Origin of the sequence: Providencia sp. NPDC089933 (genome assembly GCF_049545585.1) — a bacterium.
Taxonomy (GTDB): Bacteria; Pseudomonadota; Gammaproteobacteria; order Enterobacterales; family Enterobacteriaceae; genus Providencia; species Providencia huashanensis.
Window position 1 is genome coordinate 121,468 of sequence record NZ_JBMWDT010000008.1, and the last position, 16,816, is coordinate 138,283.

13 protein-coding genes are annotated in these 16,816 nt (G+C 42.6%); 2 read left to right on the forward strand and 11 right to left on the reverse strand.

The features are described from left to right. Position 1: 1 nt before the first annotated feature. The 3 genes from menH to ACPEH5_RS12925 all read right to left on the reverse strand — a co-directional run bounded on the left by menH (position 2) and on the right by ACPEH5_RS12925 (position 3,893). On the reverse strand, positions 2 to 766 hold the full coding sequence (gene menH / locus ACPEH5_RS12915) for a 2-succinyl-6-hydroxy-2,4-cyclohexadiene-1-carboxylate synthase (protein WP_042844427.1): 765 nt from the start codon (positions 764 to 766) through the stop codon (positions 2 to 4). After that, complete coding sequence (gene menD, locus ACPEH5_RS12920) at positions 766 to 2,439, reverse strand: 2-succinyl-5-enolpyruvyl-6-hydroxy-3-cyclohexene-1-carboxylic-acid synthase (protein ID WP_129466094.1); 1,674 nt, start codon at positions 2,437 to 2,439, stop codon at positions 766 to 768. Before menD ends, menH begins: the two co-directional genes overlap by 1 nt. Positions 2,440 to 2,558: 119 nt before the next feature. Beyond that, the gene (locus ACPEH5_RS12925) at positions 2,559 to 3,893 is read right to left on the reverse strand and encodes an isochorismate synthase (RefSeq protein WP_042844429.1); all 1,335 of its coding nucleotides are present in this window, start codon (positions 3,891 to 3,893) and stop codon (positions 2,559 to 2,561) included. A gap of 655 nt (positions 3,894 to 4,548) precedes the next feature. Between ACPEH5_RS12925 and ACPEH5_RS12930 the strand changes: the two genes are divergently transcribed. Further along, complete coding sequence (locus tag ACPEH5_RS12930) at positions 4,549 to 5,757, forward strand: alpha-xenorhabdolysin family binary toxin subunit A (RefSeq protein WP_042844430.1); 1,209 nt, start codon at positions 4,549 to 4,551, stop codon at positions 5,755 to 5,757. An 11-nt stretch (positions 5,758 to 5,768) separates the two neighbouring features. Then, on the forward strand, positions 5,769 to 6,779 hold the full coding sequence (locus tag ACPEH5_RS12935; protein ID WP_166686856.1) for an alpha-xenorhabdolysin family binary toxin subunit B: 1,011 nt from the start codon (positions 5,769 to 5,771) through the stop codon (positions 6,777 to 6,779). Between the two features lie 56 nt (positions 6,780 to 6,835). Here ACPEH5_RS12935 and nuoN read toward each other — a convergent pair whose 3' ends face one another. Genes nuoN through nuoG form a run of 8 tightly spaced genes read right to left on the reverse strand, consistent with a single transcriptional unit; the run spans position 6,836 to position 16,807 of the window. Next, positions 6,836 to 8,296, reverse strand: coding sequence for an NADH-quinone oxidoreductase subunit NuoN (gene nuoN, locus ACPEH5_RS12940; protein ID WP_042844432.1), 1,461 nt, complete (start codon positions 8,294 to 8,296; stop codon positions 6,836 to 6,838). A 6-nt stretch (positions 8,297 to 8,302) separates the two neighbouring features. Then, complete coding sequence (gene nuoM / locus ACPEH5_RS12945) at positions 8,303 to 9,823, reverse strand: NADH-quinone oxidoreductase subunit M (protein ID WP_042844434.1); 1,521 nt, start codon at positions 9,821 to 9,823, stop codon at positions 8,303 to 8,305. Between the two features lie 19 nt (positions 9,824 to 9,842). Further along, positions 9,843 to 11,699, reverse strand: a complete 1,857-nt coding sequence (gene nuoL, locus ACPEH5_RS12950; protein WP_048607505.1) for an NADH-quinone oxidoreductase subunit L — start codon at positions 11,697 to 11,699, stop codon at positions 9,843 to 9,845. Then, positions 11,696 to 11,998, reverse strand: coding sequence for an NADH-quinone oxidoreductase subunit NuoK (gene nuoK / locus ACPEH5_RS12955; RefSeq protein WP_008910727.1), 303 nt, complete (start codon positions 11,996 to 11,998; stop codon positions 11,696 to 11,698). Before nuoK ends, nuoL begins: the two co-directional genes overlap by 4 nt. Continuing rightward, complete coding sequence (nuoJ, locus tag ACPEH5_RS12960) at positions 11,995 to 12,537, reverse strand: NADH-quinone oxidoreductase subunit J (protein ID WP_281110795.1); 543 nt, start codon at positions 12,535 to 12,537, stop codon at positions 11,995 to 11,997. The genes nuoK and nuoJ overlap by 4 nt, the downstream gene beginning before the upstream one ends. A 12-nt stretch (positions 12,538 to 12,549) precedes the next feature. Next, positions 12,550 to 13,092: an NADH-quinone oxidoreductase subunit NuoI gene (gene nuoI, locus ACPEH5_RS12965; RefSeq protein ID WP_042844439.1), complete on the reverse strand. Its 543-nt coding sequence runs from the start codon at positions 13,090 to 13,092 to the stop codon at positions 12,550 to 12,552. Positions 13,093 to 13,106: 14 nt separating this feature from the next. Then, a complete protein-coding gene (nuoH, locus tag ACPEH5_RS12970) occupies positions 13,107 to 14,084 on the reverse strand; it encodes an NADH-quinone oxidoreductase subunit NuoH (protein WP_042844440.1) in 978 nt (325 codons plus the stop codon). Continuing rightward, complete coding sequence (gene nuoG / locus ACPEH5_RS12975; protein ID WP_173424803.1) at positions 14,084 to 16,807, reverse strand: NADH-quinone oxidoreductase subunit NuoG; 2,724 nt, start codon at positions 16,805 to 16,807, stop codon at positions 14,084 to 14,086. Before nuoG ends, nuoH begins: the two co-directional genes overlap by 1 nt. Positions 16,808 to 16,816: the final 9 nt, after the last annotated feature.

Consider the following 16,816-nt stretch of genomic DNA (forward strand, 5'->3'; position numbering starts at 1 on the left):
TTTAACCACATTGTGATAAAAAATGGTGAAGTGCAGCCGCATAACCTATTGGGTTTTCCCGATGAGCATTATGCCCTGCATTTTCAATCAGCGTTAACGGCAAAGCGTATTGTTGCGAAACGCTTCGAAACTTTTGATCTCTATCGCCACAGAAATAGCGATAAGGGCAATCCAGTTGGTGCAATTTGTCAGCCAAAAAAGGTTGCTTTGCTAATGATGTATTTTCTAACATATCAGCAATTCCTTGTGGGCTATTTTGTTGGCGTAATAAAACTAACTGTTGGCGTTGCAGTAGTGATAAGTCAGCAAACACGTTTTGTTGATACCAGCTATCCAAAACTTGTTTCATCGGTTCGCAGCGAAAACGCTGTGCCCATGCAGCATCATTTGCTCTGCGCTCTACCCGTTCTTGCTCACTGCTCAAACCAACATTCCCCCCTTCTATCACTAAGCCTAATAACCCCTTTGGCTGATGATAACAGGCAAAATGCATTGCAAGGCGGGCACCTAATGAATAACCAACTAGGTAATATTCATGGATTTGATAATACTGTAATACAGCACTAAGTTGTTGGTCAAAATGCAAAAAACCATGATTAGTTTCCGATTTCGACGCGCCGTGACCCGGCAAATTGACCGCTAATGATGGGTAGTTATTGAATTGCTCAATCACTGGAAGCCAATCATTTGCGCTGCCCAGTAACCCATGTAACCACACTAACCAAGGGCCTGAAGCATTCGTGTGATAACGTTGAGCTGACAGCATTATAACTCCGAGATATCGCTGACTAATTGTTTTAAAGTACGAGCACCCTCATCGCTATCAACCACCAGCTCCACAAGTAATGTACCGTGCTGATTGTGCCAAAATTGCTGGATAGTCTCTTTCAACGAATGCCAATCCGTTGAGGCGCAGTACTGTAAACCAAACATTTTTGCGGCAGGTTCAAAACTCACGTTTTGCGGCATACAATAATAGTTTGTTCTTGCCTCTTCCGGTGTGGGCAACATAGAAAAAATTTGCCCACCATTATTGTTCACAATAATCAGAACAGTTGGTGCTGAAGGTGAACGTAATAATGCTAAGCTGTTTAAATCATATAATGCAGAAAGGTCCCCAACAATCCCGAGCGTTGGCCTTGCCGTTGCTCGCTGCACTCCCGCCATTGTTGAAATCAGCCCATCAATGCCACTTGCGCCACGATTACTATACACAGGGTAGTTCATCGGTAATTGAGCTAGAGCATCGACTAAGCGTACGATTAAGCTATTGCCAACAAATAACTGCCCGCGAGATGGCAATAATTCGGGCAACTGATGTGCTATGGCGGCCTCTGAAAATTGCTCGCTTAACTGTTGATGCACGTAGTGTTGTGCTTTCTGCGCTAAGGTAACAAGCTCCTCACACCATAAGCTGCGTGGTTGTGCGGGGTGGTTTTCTAACCAACCTTTAATTGAGCATGTTAATTTGCGACCAGTATGATTTGCAGGGTCTAAGCGCTGTGGAATTGTATCGATTACCCAGTATTCTTGTGGTTCACAACTCGCTTGCCACTGCAATAACCGTTTTCCTGTCAGGCTTGAGCCAAACTGCACGACTAATTCTGCTTGCTTTAAAATACGAATAGCATCGGGGTGTTGAAGCCATAAATCTGCGCAAGGGTAAGGTTGCCCTGTTTGTGATAATACATCACCTAATACTGGCCACCCCAATTGTTCAGCCCATTTAGTGACCTTTTCACCCTCATTTACATTCATTCTCCCAGCAATAACAACCCCTTTTTTCTGTCGCCAAAAATACCAATCAGCTACGAGCGCAACAGAATTAGTTAAGGGTTCACTTAGCCATGGATGATTTGAGTTCCACCAGTCACCCAATGTCTGCTGCCATTCATAATCGCCTTCACTTTCACCGTAAAGCGGCTCAGCAAATGGGCAATTAATATGAAAAGCGCCATGATGGAGTTGATTCATACCGTTATCCACCGCTGACACCAGCCATTTGGCTGAAATATCGCGCGTTGGGCGCGGTAACATTAATGACTGAGCGGGATGTGAAGCAAAAATATGGGCTTGGCGAATAGCTTGGTTAGCACCACAATCAATTAATTCTGGAGGCCTATCTGCGGTCAGGAAGATAACTTTCTCCCCCGTTAAGCCCGCTTCAATTAATGAAGGATAAAGGTTAGCGACAGCAGTGCCTGAGGTGACAATAACACCAACGGGTTCATTGCTCGCTTTCGCTAAACCTAGGGCCAAATGCCCTAAACCACGCTCATCAAAATGCGTATGGCAGTGTAATTTTGCATTATTAATTGCCGCAAGAGTCAAAGGCGTAGAGCGTGAGCCTGGCGCAATACAAATATGTTTCATACCGTGACGAGCAAGCGCTTCAATAATCACTTCAGCCCAACGGATATTAAAAGCAGAATTAGACATAATATGCTCAGCAAATTATTAATTATCAATCAGTTTAAACTGACTAAGAAAAATTTCTTGATCTCAGGACAATTTTTGATGAACTAATTGAAAATAAAAAGAAAATAACCACTTTTACTTTATGGTTTTTCGTTATTTCCAAATAAAGATTTTAACCCAGCCGCTTTATTCTCTATTTCTATCCATTCTTGCTCAGGGTCTGAACCACTCACAATACCGGCTCCTGAATACAGAGAAACATGCTCACCTTCAATTTGTGCGCAACGTAAAGACACCGCAAACTCACTTTTATTGAGACTAATAAACCCACCTGTTCCCGCATACCAACCACGTGAAAAAGGTTCATTTTTAGCCAAAAATTGCCGCGCAACATTTCTGGGTAGCCCACAAACAGCAGCGGTTGGCTGTAAACGTTGTAAACAGTCACTATCAGAAGGCGTGACGAGAGTTGCAACTATCGAACGGTAAAGATGCTGAATTTTTCTTAAACGAATGACTTTCGCACTAGAAACGTCGACCCCTGTCACTGCACCTTGTAACTGCTGGCAAATATCATCAACTACAACGAGGTTTTCATGTTGATTTTTTTTGTCTTCCATTAGCCATTTTGCATATTCAGCAGCAATGACATCATCAGGGTCATTTGCCACCGTTCCCGCTAAGGCTTCAGAATTAAGCTGCTCACCTTGACGTAGGTATAAACGTTCAGGCGTAGAAGAAATAAACCCTGAATGCTGATTAAAAGCCATCATAAAATGGTAGCAATGATGATTAACCTGCTGGCTTTTTGATAAAAGTTCAGCGACTGCAATCGGTTCAGACAGGGTTAATTTAGTCTCTCGTGCCATCACCACTTTTTCCATTTTCCCTGCTTTCATATCCTCAATAGCACAATTCAATAAACGGCACCATTCATCACGCATAGGAATATGTTCCTGCGCAATAATATCTGCTGTAAGAGCTAATGTCGTTTTAGCCGTTAACGTTAATTGTTGTACAAAACTGAGTGCATTCAGTCGGTCTTCTTCCCCATCTATATTGACGCTTATATGAACGGTTGAACGAAATCGATGGATCTCAAGACGAGGCAAAAAACAAAACGTGGCCTGTTGCTTTAAGGTTTCGGGAATACCTTCCCCGACTGCATTCCAACCATTTAGCCCCCACAAACGCATATCCGGGTTTTCAGGGTGTTGCGATAAAAAAGCTTGTGCATCATCAATCGAATGAAATGATTTCACCATTCCAATCGCGCTGCACTCCTGTGCACCAGTTCTTTGATACCAATAGAACTGCGGATAACAGTTTTGCTCAGATAACCATGGAAGCCCTGGAAAAGTAAGTTGCCCATCCAGTTGCCAAGTAAGACGAGTATGCTCTTTCGTTTTGAGTGTCAATGTAGACAAATGATCCAAAATTTCCGTTATCACTTTATCAATTTTTTTATATGTCACTTTCGATCCCTACAGCTACATCACACAGATTCACTTTGAATTATTATATAGCGCAATGTAATTTTTTAATACATTGATGACCCACAGTAAGCACCATGTCACCAAATAGCCACCAGCGATCACACAGACAGTATAAAAGGGTTGAATTTAAGACATTCATGTTGTTACTTGTTGACCGCTAAATCTCTCAGTTTATGAGTATAGTTTATTATATATATTAGGTGATTACATATTAATTTAATCTATTGATAATAGTCATTTTATCTTTTGCTGACTATGGTTAAACCATTGGCACTTTCCCCCTTTGTCTATTTCATTTTGAAACATCTTGTACCCCAAAATTTACCTTCAGGATTAAATTAACAATTCCATCAGGTATTCCCCTTTGAATGAATATTGCCTTGTATTAGGCAACAACCCTCTCTTTCCCATTTAATGGGAGTTTGTTTAACAGAATATTATTGTTTATAGCTATAAATTATTTTTTGTCTCTGATTTTCATTTTTTATTATCAACCTTTTTTCCAGTTTCTTGTAGGTTAATGGTTATAAAATCTTCATCACTTGACCATCATAAACCGGTATTACAATCATAATTATAGTTATTAATACTAAATTCAACTTTCTCCTTTAACTTAATTAAATTGGAATTAATAATGAATACACATGAAAATTACGACCGAATTATCGAAAAAGAAAATATAGGTAATGCAACATTAGCATTATTAACAAATCAAGATTCACTTTCCACTCGGTCTGCAGGCATTTTTACTTTAGAAGATTTACTCAACATCCATCAGCATGTACAATTTGCCCTTTCTTTACCATTGAAAAAACCTGATATTTTAAAATGGTTTGGCATTACCGATTCAACCGTATTACCTATTAACTCTAATGATATAGCCACGGCAATTATAAATATTCGCGACCATGCTAATTCATGGGATAATGTTGAACAACATGTTAAAGAACAATCTGTTAATCTTTCACTCACTAGCCGAAATATCATTCAGACTGGTAATGAGGTCATTGAGTATATTAATCACATGCCAATTTTACAAAGAGTGTCTGATAATTTGGATGACCTAGCAGAAAATAAACTTGATGAAATCATTTATCAAAGCGATGACCAACAAATTGCGACTGAGCTTGTAAGCATTTTAAATTTAATTAAAAGTGATATAAAAAACCAGTCAATTAAAACGATAAAAATAAAAAATATCGTATCTGATTTTAGGGCATATATTACAGGGGGGTACCTTTCTAATTTCGAGCATGTTGAATCATTACTGTTCAATATTAAAGGTCTCTATCAGCAACTTGACCCAAGTAATAATGAAAGCTCAGAACCTTTCTTAAAAGAAATGATTGAAATTAAAAAAAATGAGGTTCAGCAACTTGATCAGGAATATAACCATTTTGTGAAACTCTGTTTTACAGGGCTTGCTGGTGGGGTGATCGGTCTTATTATTACAAGCAGCATTTTTGGTTCAAAAGCAGAAGTCATAAGAATAAAAAGGAATAACATCCTAAAAGAAATAGAAGAAATCAACACTAAAATTAACCAAGAAAAACTCATCCAAAAAACGATGTTTGATATGCAAATTAACCTACATAAAATTGAAGGGTTTATCAAGGATGCGAGGCTAGCCATCGACCACTTAGACTATATGTGGTTGGTTATTTTAACTGAAGTTACTCAATCAATTGAAGTTTTTCAAAGAATTAATAACGCAGACAAACTAATCAGGTTTATCTCCCAATTTAAACGTGTTATCAGCTCTTGGAATAAAATACAAGAATACTCAGTTCATTTAATTACATTATTTGATGAATTACAAATAAATGACAACACTTCTAAATAAAAGGTACGAATATGCATGATAACAACGAAATCCCTGTATTGCCCTCCATTGATGTATACCAATTAAGATGTATATCAAATAGCATCATTGATTTTAATAAGAACATTAAAAATTATGACTATGTTATTTATGATAAAATAAACAAAATCGCCATTAAAACAGAAAGTCTTAATCAACTCATTAGAAATTCAATCCCAATTATAAAAATAAAATTAGATTATATAATATTTAATGATTTAAACGAAAACAATAATGACAACCATCACCCTGATAACATTGAGAATTTAAAGAATAAAATATTAACAGTTGGTTTTATAGAAGACCTCATTGAACTAAAATTAGAATTAGAAAAATTCATTTATAAAATACGATTCACCACCGATTCATTGCAAACATTTAATATTGATAAGCCAAATAAGAATAAACTTCAAGAATATAATAACCAAAAAGGGTTGTTAAGCTCCGCCAAAAAAAATATTCAAATGAAAATTAATGAGGTTAATCAACAACACTCTATTATTAAAGCCGCTGAAGATATTATTTTAAAAACAAAAATTACCGATTTCTTTGAAAAATACTTTTTAAATCAAGAATCGATAGATTCTATTGACATACCGAAAAACAAAAAACAGATTTTAAAGATGGCTCTACGCTATATTAAAAACCTCTTAGCTGTGGTTGATGACGGTTTAGAATTTCTGCAACTTGTTGATGTTAGGCTCTATTTAAGTGACCTAATAATCGAATTGAAAGGGGAAATGAATGCGATTGATACGAATATTTTCAGGGTGTCTAAGCTCATCAGTCTATCAGAAGAAATCTCCACTATCGTTCTAAATGTACAGTCAGTCATTACTCAAGCTAACCTGCTGAGGAACTATTTAGAGTCTTGGTGCGACTTTATTAATGAACATGTATCTGAACAAACGCTGAATGTGCCGCATATTCATGTCGCAAGTAAGATATTTATGACCTATTTAAATGAGGTGGAATATCAATACCAATTGCAACTTCCAGATTAAAAAAAACCGGTTACTGTTGAGGTAACCGGTTTTCATCAACATGATGTGTTTAACCGTCAGTTAATCACAGCAAGAGCTGTTGATGTGATATCGATAAGTGGTTGTGGCCAAACCCCAAATGCAATAACTGCAATGGCACAAATAACGGCAACCACAGTACCCAATGTCGCTTTTTCAGGGCCTGTATAACGTTCTGCGTGTTCTGCATCACGGCTATATAGGCTTGCCATAAAGCGTAGGTAGTAATACAAACCTATTGCACTACCCACCACCACAGCTCCAGTTAACCACCATAATTCAGCTTTCACTGCGGATGCAATCACATAAAATTTACCAATAAACCCTAATGTGATTGGAATACCTGCCAGTGATAGCATCATAATAGTCATGACCGTTGCTAACACAGGTTTGTGCCAGAATAGGCCACGGAACGCACTGAAGTCATCTTGGTCATCACCACGGTAAGGGCTGGAAACGATACTGATTACCCCAAAGGCCCCCAAACTTGCAAATAGATAACCTACAAGGTAAATAGCGATGGTTGTTTGGGCGTATTCCGGTACGGTACGTAAAGCAACAAGTGCTACCAACAAATACCCCATATGAGAGATAGATGAGTAACCTAGTAAGCGTTTTGCACTTTTTTGGCTAATTGCCAACAAGTTACCAAATAAAATAGAGGCAATGGCAATGACAGAGATAACAATCGATAAAGTGTCGCTATTGGTCACTGGCGCTTCCATAAAAATACGCACTAGCACGGCAAAGATAGCAATCTTACTGCCTGTTGCCAAAAATGCCGATACTGGCGCAGGAGCACCTTGGTAAACATCTGGTGTCCATAACTGGAATGGGAATAACGATAATTTAAAACCGAAGCCCACAATCAGCATCCCAAAACCAATCATAATTAATGGCGCATGGATTTGGCTGTCAGATAAGCTTTGACCGACCGCTGCAAAGCTTAAACTGCCTGACTCTGCATACAGTAATGCAATACCAAATAACAGGAATGAAGACGCTGCTGCGGATAACAGCATGTATTTAATCCCTGCTTCTAAGGTGCGTCGACGTTCGAAGGTATAAGCAACTAAGCCAAACAATGGTAATGAAATCAGTTCAATACCGATAAACATTGACGCCATATGGTTTGACATAGATAACAGCACACCACCCGCCACAGCAATAGCGACTAAAAGGTGAAACTCATCTCTATTGTCACCAAAGCCTTCTAGCCAATGGTAAGCAAAGATACTAGTACCGATACCTGCAACTAAGACTAATGCACTGTAGAATAGTGCAAAGTTATCAACACGGATAAGCGAAGTCACATCCATCAGGTAGCCATCAGCCACCCAAATCAGTGAAAGCAACGCAATAATAAAACCAGATACTGTCAGCGCGGCGCTGGTCAGGTGATCGCGTCGCCACGCAATGGACAGCATCACAACCACTGCCGTCAACCCGACGATCATCAGTGGTAATATTGCGATCAGTTCTTGAGGAGTTATTGTCATGGCGAATTACAGCCCTAATGTTGTAAGTGAAGCAGAATACAGGTTATGCAATGTTTCCATTGAACCAATTGAAGTATCTAAAATTGGTTGTGGATAGAAACCGATAATAACCAGTAAAGCAGCTAGAGCCAGCAGCACACCGAATTCACGCGCAGTTAACCCTTTCATTTCTTTTTCTGATTTTGGTGTGCCATAGTAAGTTTGTTGCATCATCCACAACGAGTAGATAGAAGCAAACACCACACCAAATACCATAATGCAGGTCACTAATGTGAATTGGCTGAAGCTACCGAACAGGATCATGAACTCACCAATGAAGTTACCTGTACCTGGCATGCCTAACGTTGCCGCGGCAAAGAACAGGGACATTCCTGGTAACCATTTAATGCGTTTCCACAACCCACCCATCATGCGCATATCACGCGTTTGTGTACGCTCATACAGTTGACCACTGATGATAATCAGCGCTGCACCTGACAGGCCGTTGGTGATCATTTGGATCACAGCACCTTGGTACGCTAACACTGAACTTGCATAAATCGCTACTGTCACAAACCCCATATGGGATAAGCTACTGTATGCCGCCAGACGTTTAATGTCGGTTTGTTTGAACGCTAACCATGCACCGTAGAAGATACTGATCACACCCAGTGTCATCGCAACTGGCGTGAACTGGATAGAAGCTTCTGGGAACAGTGGTAAAGTAAAACGTAACAAACCATAAGCCGCGGTTTTTAGCATAATACCAGAAATGTCCACCGAACCTGCGGTTGGGGATTGTTCTTGCGTATCCGCCATCCAACCGTGGAATGGCACTAATGGCATTTTAACGGCAAAAGCAATAAAGAAACCTAACATCAACATAAATGCGACGCTACTAGACATTTGTGTGCCTAACAGTTGGTCGTAATTGAATGTTAATGTGCCTGTTGAGTTGAAGTGTGCCAGTGCCAATCCAATGATGGACACTAACATAATCAAACCACTCGCCTGCGTATAAATAAAGAACTTGGTAGCTGCGTTGATATGTTTTCTACTCTCTGACCCTTTGTGCCCCCAATTGGCAATTAGGAAATACATCGGGATCAGCATCATCTCCCAGAAGAAGAAGAATAAGAACAAGTCAACCGCAGTGAAAATCCCCATCACTCCTGTGATAATCCACAGCAGGTTAAAGTGATATGCACCTTGGTTCTTTTGGTTTTCACTCCATGAGCTCAGAATCGAAAACGCGCCCATAATAGCCGTCAATACGACCATTAATAGTGACAAACCATCAATCGCTAAGTGAATGTTGATTCCCAGTGCTGGGATCCACGGCATAAAGAAAATAGACTGCCATTGTGGAACGCCTTGTGGATTAACCAGAGAATAGTTCCCTTGTAACCACAATTGCACGGAAAGAATAAGTGTTAATCCCATTGTCGCCAGCGCAATCCAGCGTGGAGCGCGGTGACTGAACCGGTCAGCCTGCCAACTTAGCAGGCCTCCGATAAAGGGAATAAGTATTAGCCAAGGTAATAGCATGGCGCAATGTGTCCCTTAATTAAACCAAAAGCAGCAGAGCAAGAATCAGCACTGCACCCAGCCCCAATGAGGCAACATACCAACGGATCTGGCCGTTTTGACTCACAGCAAGCCCTTTATTCGCTAAACTTGATAAGCGTGCAGGGATATTCATCAGTGAGTTAATCGGATCGCTCTCCAATAGCCATGCAATACCTTTAAAAGGTTTCACAAAGACTACGTCATACAGCCAGTCGAATCCCCATGCTTGGTACCACCATGCACTGAAAAAGCGGCCAACTGCTGTTTTCGCGATAGCATCAACAATGGAACGTCTGAATAGATAGAGGAATATAGCAATCAACAGACCCGCGATTGCAAACCCGCCAGAAATCGCTTCAAGTAAGACTTTACCGTCTTCACTTCCCACGGCTTCAGCAGGGAATACCCCTTCTAATGGTTGGTGAATTAATGCACCAACAAACGTTGCAAGGATAGCCAGAATGCCAAGTGGCAATGTATGAGTGATGCCTTTAACCTTGTGCGCTTTGATTTTTGCTTCACCGTGGAACACGATGAAAATCATACGGAAGGTATAAATTGCAGTCATTAATGCACCAAGGATACCTGCCCATAACAACACCGTTTGCCCATCAAGCTGCGCACCCCACAAAATTGCATCTTTACTGTAGAAACCTGCGGTAAACAATGGCAATGCAGCCAGTGCGCTTCCGCCGATTAACATCACAGCATAAATGAATGGGATTTGCTTACGTAGCCCACCCATTTTGAAGATGTTTTGTTCGTGGTGACATGCGAGGATCACCGAACCTGCTGAGAGGAACAATAGCGCTTTAAAGAAAGCGTGTGTCATCAGGTGGAAAATCGCCGCATCCCAAGCTTGTACTCCCAGAGCCAAGAACATATAACCGATCTGGCTCATGGTTGAGTAAGCAAGAACACGTTTGATATCCGTTTGTACCAATGCGGCAAAACCAGCTAGTACTAATGTGACCGCACCAACGACACCCACTAAATGTAAAACCTCAGGTGCTAACAGGAACAGAACATGTGTACGTGCAATTAAGTAAACACCCGCGGTCACCATGGTTGCGGCGTGGATCAATGCAGAAACAGGCGTTGGGCCTGCCATCGCATCAGCCAACCATGTTTGCAATGGTAACTGTGCTGATTTACCGACTGCACCACCTAATAACATTAAGGTAGCCCAGTTGATAGCGCTCGAACCTTCAGCAAATTTCTGAGGTGCTAATACTGCCATTTCGCTGAAATTCAGCGTGCCCAGTTCATTCCACAGAATAAACATACCGATGGCAAGGAACACATCACCAATACGGGTCACGAAGAAGGCTTTCATCGCAGCTTTACCGTTGTCTGGATTGGTATAGTAAAAACCAATCAGCAGATAACTGCACAGCCCTACCCCTTCCCAACCGAGATACATCAGCATCATGTTATCGGCGAGAACTAAAACCACCATACTCGCGATAAACAGGTTAGTGTAGGCAAAGAAACGTGAGTAACCCTCCTCGCCACGCATATACCAAGAGGCATACACATGAATAAGGAAGCCCACCCCCGTTACCACACCCAGCATGGTAAGAGACAGACCATCAAGGACTAAGGTAAATGGAATGTTGAAAGTACCAACCGACATCCAAGTCCAAAGTTGTTGTGAATATGGTTCATATCCACCATTTGATAAAACAGGTTGAGCTAAAAATTCATTGCCAACATAAAGTGCTACGAGCGCCGCTAAGCCGACCGACCCCGCACCTATAATGGCAGAAACGTTTTCTGACCAGCGTCCACGAGAGAAGGCAAGTAACACCGACCCAAGTAGAGGCAACAGAATAGTTAAATAGAGTAGGTTCATCCGCGCATCTCACTGACTTTATCAATATTCAGGTTCTGACGATGACGATGGAGTTGCAGTAACAACGCCAATCCAATACTCGCCTCCGCTGCAGCCAATGTAATCGCCAAAATATACATAATTTGGCCGTCTGGCTGCCCCCAAAAACTCCCTGCAACAACAAATGCCAGAGCAGTAGAGTTAATCATGATTTCCAGTCCGATCAGCATGAAAAGCAAATTGCGGCGAATAACGAGACAACTCAGTCCCATTACAAATAAAATCGCTGCTAAAATCAGACCATGTTGAAGAGGTATCATTTTTGCTCCTCCGCATTACGTACACTGACAAGGTCAGCGCCGTTTTCTTTACGGTCACGCCCAACGTGGAATGCGACAACTAAACCGGCCAGTAATAGCAATGAAGCCAACTCAACAGCTAGAACATAAGGCCCGAATAGGCTTATACCCACTTCTTTCGCCCCAATCACGGTACCTTTAATCCCATCTTCGTAAGACAAAGAGGTAATACCGTAAACTAAGATGGCCAGTAATACGGTAGACAACACCGCGGGACCAATCCAGTTTTTTGGTGTTAACCAAGCCCGCTCTTGTTCTTGCACTGAGCGACCTAAGTTAAGCATCATGACGACGAATACGAACAAGACCATGATGGCTCCTGCATAAACGATGATTTCCAAAGCCCCAGCAAAATACGCACCGAGAGAGAAAAACACCATCGACAGAGCCAGCAGAGAAACAACCAGATACAACAGTGCATGCACCGGGTTGGTATTAGTTATCACCCTCAAAGTTGCTAATATGGCAACTAGGCCGGCGATATAAAATGTAAATTCCATGAATATCGCTCCTTATGGCAACAGGTCTTTGACGTTAATCGGTTTCGCTTCGTTATCCGCTTCACCTTTGTCTTTACCTGCAATCGCCATACCCGATTTACGGTAAAAGTTATAATCAGGATATTTACCCGGACCTGAAATGAGTAGGTCATCTTTTTCGTAAACCAGATCCTGACGTCTCCAATCGGCCATTTCAAAGTCAGGTGTTAATTGGATTGCCGTAGTTGGGCAAGCCTCTTCACACAAGCCACAGAAAATGCAGCGCGAAAAGTTCACGCGGAAAAACTCGGGGTACCAACGGCCGTCTTCATGTTCAGCTTTTTGCAGTGAGATACAACCCACAGGGCAAGCCACCGCACATAAGTTACAGGCTACACAACGCTCTTCACCGTCAGGGTCGCGTGTTAATACGATACGCCCACGGTAACGGGGTGGTAGATAAACCGGCTCTTCTGGGTACATTTGCGTTTCGCGTTTATCGAACGCATGTAGGCCGACCATCCAAATACTACGTACTTGGGTGGCGAAACCGACCAATAACTCTTTTAATGTCATGGTTCAATCACCCCTTACTGAGCGTTGTATAAAATCACTGCTGCGGTACCCAGCAGATTAAGCAGTGTCAACGGCAGACAAATTTTCCAACCGAAAGACATCACTTGGTCATAACGTGGACGCGGCAAAGAAGCGCGGATCAAGATAAACATCATCATGAAGAACGCAGTTTTAATCGCAAACCACAAGAATGACGGCAAGAATGGTCCATGCCAGCCACCAAAGAACAGCGTCACAATCAGAGCAGAGACCGTTACGATACCGATATACTCACCAACGAAGAACAGACCGAACTTCATCCCTGAGTATTCAACGTGATAACCATCCGCAATCTCTTGCTCTGCTTCTGGTTGGTCAAACGGGTGACGGTGACATACCGCAACACCTGCAATCGCAAAAGTTACAAAGCCAAAGAACTGAGGAATGATGTTCCACATGCCTTCTTGGGAGTTAACAATATCAATCAGGTTGAATGAACCTGCTTGTGCAACCACGCCCATTAAAGAAAGGCCTAAGAACACTTCGTAACTCACGGTTTGTGCTGACGCACGCATCGCCCCCAATAAAGAGTATTTGTTGTTACTTGACCAACCAGCGAATAACACCGCATACACCGCTAGACCCGCCATCATCAGGAAGAATAAAATCCCAATATTCAGGTCTGCCACGTGCCAAGTTGGGCTAACAGGTACGATGGCGAATGCAAGGAATAATGAGCAAAATGCGATAACTGGCGCTAGCGTAAAGATTTTCTTATCCGCGAACTGTGGGATCCAGTCTTCTTTAAACAGCATTTTGAACATATCCGCGATTAACTGGCCCATCCCAAACGGACCAACACGGTTAGGGCCGTAACGGTTCTGGAACAGACCGAGAATACGGCGCTCTCCCAGACTCATGTAGGCTCCACAAGTCACAACAACCAATAAAATGACGACAGATTTAAGTATGGAAATAAGGACTTCCATTACTTCAGGAGAAATCCAATCCATCATGCTCCCCTCCGCAGATTATTGACTGACACGCCAGCCAGAACAGGTGCGATACCCGGCATCCCTAATGGTAAACCAATTTGACCAGTCGATAGGTGATTACTGAGGCGTACAGTTAAGTTAAATGCTTGACCTGCATGGCTAAATTCAGCTTTTGTTCCTGCTGTCAAACCAAGTGACTCTGCATCTTGCGCATTCAGCATGATATAAGGCTCAGGCATACGCTGTTGGATCACGTCTGAACGCTGTGACATTTCGTCACTGCCGAACAGATGGTAATACGGCGCCACCACCCATTGAGCTTCAGTCGCTTGATAAGCTGCTGGAATATCAGTGAAGTAAGCCAATTTACTTTCTGTTGAATTGAACAAACGCACACCTGGGTCACCAAATAACAAATGGCCCCCCACTTCTGCTTGGAATTTATTCCACGCTTGTGGTGAGTTCCAACCCGGCGCCCAAGCAAATGGAATTTGCTGACGTGGTGCCGTTGGGCTGTTGTTCCCTTCCATTGAGAAAGCAAATGGAGAATCAATATCTTGCGGTTGACGAGGCTCATGAACAGATTGGTTAGCCAGCATCGCTGTTCGACCACTGTAACGATGAGGTTCACGTGCCAGTTTTTGACCACGGATACGGAAAGAGGCTTTTGGTGCAGAATCAACAATGCCTGCAAATTGTGGCAGTGTAGCAACACAATCAGCAATCACATGGTCAAGTTGCGACCAGTCTGCATCACGTTCCTGTGCTTCAGTTTGCAATGAATGCATCCAGCGCCAGCTTTCGTTCATCACGATAGCTTTGTCGTAATAAGTTGGGTCGAAGACTTGGAAGAAACGTTGTGCCCGACCTTCTTGGTTAATCAACGTACCGTCTGCTTCAGCAAAGCTTGCTGCTGGCAGAACTAATGTTGCTTTATCCATGATGTCGGTTTGCTGATGGTCAGCAACAATCAAATGCTTCAGCTTCGCTAATGCGCTATTAACCGCATCTACATTGCTATGACGGTACAGGTCGTTTTCGATAACGATAGCCACATCCGCTTCGTTCGCTTCAATGCGAGCTAATGCGCTGTCTAATGGCTGTGCGTCCATCATTGCTAAACCAAAACTGTTTGCATGAGAGGCTAAGTAAGATAAGCCCACCTGCGCACCTTTCGCTTTTAGTGCAAATGCCACGTTAGCCGCGGCTTGGATCATCGCCTCACTAGCACTATGGCTACCACTGATAATCAGTGGTTTTTTCGCGCTTGAAAGCGCTTGTGCGATGGTTTCAACTTTCGCTTTGAGGTCTGCAGGTAAGTCATTCACTGCTGGTGCATCGCCATTAATCATGTTGGCAATAGCAAAACCAAAACGTGCTTGGTCAGCCACAGGAGCACGGTAATTAAATGCGGCGACATCATCTAAGCGGGTATCATCCACATTGGTGATAAACAGTGGGTATTTCGCATGTTGACCAATGTTCATGATTGCCGCGATTTGCCAGTCAGCGACTTTTTGTGCTGCCGCCATTTCACGTGCTTTACCTTTCACCGCTTGACGTACAGATAACGCCATACGCGCACCTGTCTGAGTTAAATCTTCACCCAGTACCAGCACCGCATCGTAACCTTCCACTTCACGCAGTGTTGGCGTATAAATACCGCCATTTTGCAGGATATTTTGCATCAGCGCTAAACGGCGTTGCTCACTCGAAGAAACACCTGAATAGAAGTTTTCTGCACCGACAAGTGCTCGTAACGCATAGTTACTTTCGATGCTTGCACGTGGTGAACCAATACCAATCACTTTCTTCGCTTGATTGATAATTTGCGCACCGCTTTGCATTGCCTCAATAGCCGATATAACCTGTTTTACGCCATTTTTATTTAACACAGCTTGACGTGGACGGTCTTTACGGTTGACATAGCCATAACCAAAACGACCGCGGTCACATAGGAAATAGTGGTTTACTGAACCATTATAACGGTTCTCAATGCGGCGGATTTCACCATAGCGCTCACCAGGGCTAGTATTACAACCGATACTGCACTGTTGGCAGATACCCGGGGCAAATTGCATGTCCCATTTACGGTTATAGCGCTCAGAGTGCGTTTTATCGGTAAAGACCCCTGTCGGACAGACTTCAACTAGGTTACCTGAGAATTCACTTTCTAGCGTACCGTCTTCTGTACGACCGAAATACACATAGTTATGTGCCCCATAAACCCCCAAGTCCGTGCCATCTGCGTAATCTTTGTAATAACGCACACAGCGGTAACAAGCGATACAGCGGTTCATTTCATGACTAATGAACGGCCCTAAGTCTTGGTTAATGTGTGTACGTTTCGTAAAACGATATTTACGCATATTATGACCGGTCATCACCGTCATATCTTGTAGGTGGCAATTACCGCCTTCCTCACAGACTGGGCAGTCGTGAGGGTGGTTGGTCATCAGCCATTCCACAACACTTTCACGGAATTGTTTGGCTTCTTCATCATCAATTGAGATGTAGGTACCTTCCGTTGCCGGTGTCATACAAGACATTACTAGGCGACCGCGAGTATCATCCGCGTTCTGATATTGCTTAACCGCACACTGGCGGCAAGCGCCAACGCTTCCCAGCGCCGGATGCCAGCAAAAATAAGGAATATCTAGCCCGAGAGAAAGACAGGCTTGTAACAGGTTTTCAGACCCGTTTACGTCATATTCTTTGCCGTCTACATATATTGTAGCCATAGTCAGCAT